Origin of the sequence: Streptococcus oralis, assembly GCF_019929345.1 — a bacterium.
Lineage (GTDB): Bacteria > Bacillota > Bacilli > Lactobacillales > Streptococcaceae > Streptococcus.
This window is the reverse complement of sequence record NZ_JAHZPJ010000028.1, coordinates 1-1,163: the sequence shown is the minus strand read 5'-3', so window position 1 is coordinate 1,163 and position 1,163 is coordinate 1. Positions and strand designations below refer to the sequence as shown.

The following is a 1,163-nucleotide window of genomic DNA, read 5'->3' as shown; positions in this document are numbered from 1 at the left end:
GTATATTCTAGTTCTCTGACTATGAATCCTAATGGAAAATTGGTTTTTAATTTTGATAATGAAGCAAGAATTACAGTTGTTTTTATTTCTGAAGATACAGGTGATAATGGCAATAGGCTTGTTAAATCTACAGTCGATGATGATGGATTGGGGATGACAATCTCTTGTTATAATTTCAAAATGTATAGTCCAAGAGAAGAAGGATTGGCTTCAGAGCCTCAGTTTATCTTTACAAAAAATAATAAAAAGCATTATTTTAATTTTAGAACAAATCTTTTTAATTCTGAGTCGAGATGGATTAGTATTAATTTCTTGAGGGATAAGTAATGAATGACTTTAATCCAATTTCTCAAGGTGGATCTACCTCTGGTAGTTCGGCCTCTTATAATCCAAATCCAAATTATTCTTTAATAAATAATCGGGTGGAGAAATACTCAGATAAGATAGGGACTGGTGATGATGCAAAAAGTAGTGTTGTTTGGTTTGTCATAACATTTACATTGACTATGTATGCATGTTTAATATCTGCACTTGTTATTGTTGATATCTTTAACAATAAAGGTGTCAATATTCTTAATAATATAAAAGAATCATGGGCTGTTTTTACGCCAATAATAACATTATCCCTAGGTTATATGTTTGGTAGGGTTGAGGCATCGCATGCGGCCAACAAAGAAAGTGTAAAACCCATCAACAAGGATTAATTATTTCTTATTTTTTGAGAGAAGGATAGGAATATGTTCATTCATGAACTTGATGGCTTGCTTTATCGTTAGGGGGAGGTAAGACATGCAAGGATCCTCTTGAGCTCCTTTTTTTCTGCGCGTAATCTCATTCCCTGTAAACGAAAAAACCGCCTTGGCAGGCGGTTTTTCGAAGGTTAAAAGAGTTGGCGCTCTTTTAACCGAGGTAACTGGCTTGGAGGAGCTCAGTCACCAAAACTTGTTTTTTCAGTTTAGCCTTAACAGGTGCATGACTTCAAGATTTACTCCTCCATGACAGTTACCAATGGCTGCTGCCAGTGGCGTTAAGACGTGTCTTACCGGGTTGGATTCAAGACGATAGTTACCGGATAAGGCGCAGCAGTCGGGCTGAACGGGGGGTTCGTGCACACAGCCCAGCTTGGAGCGAACGACCTACACCGGGCCGAGATACCAACAGCG

General features: G+C 38.0%; 2 protein-coding genes. Both read left to right on the top strand.

Features of this window, described 5'->3' with window-relative positions:
• A partial coding sequence (locus K1I97_RS10010) for a DUF6864 domain-containing function (RefSeq protein ID WP_223351615.1) occupies positions 1-327 on the top strand: 327 nt, incomplete at its 5' end.
• Positions 327-704: a hypothetical protein gene (locus tag K1I97_RS10005; protein ID WP_000997687.1), complete on the top strand. Its 378-nt coding sequence runs from the start codon at positions 327-329 to the stop codon at positions 702-704. The genes K1I97_RS10010 and K1I97_RS10005, both read left to right, overlap by 1 nt.
• Positions 705-1,163: the final 459 nt, after the last annotated feature.

Bases quoted from the DNA above. Each gene is read 5' to 3' on its own strand.
- K1I97_RS10005 (WP_000997687.1), top strand. From the start codon at position 327: ATGAATGACTTTAATCCAATTTCTCAAGGTGGATCTACCTCTGGTAGT.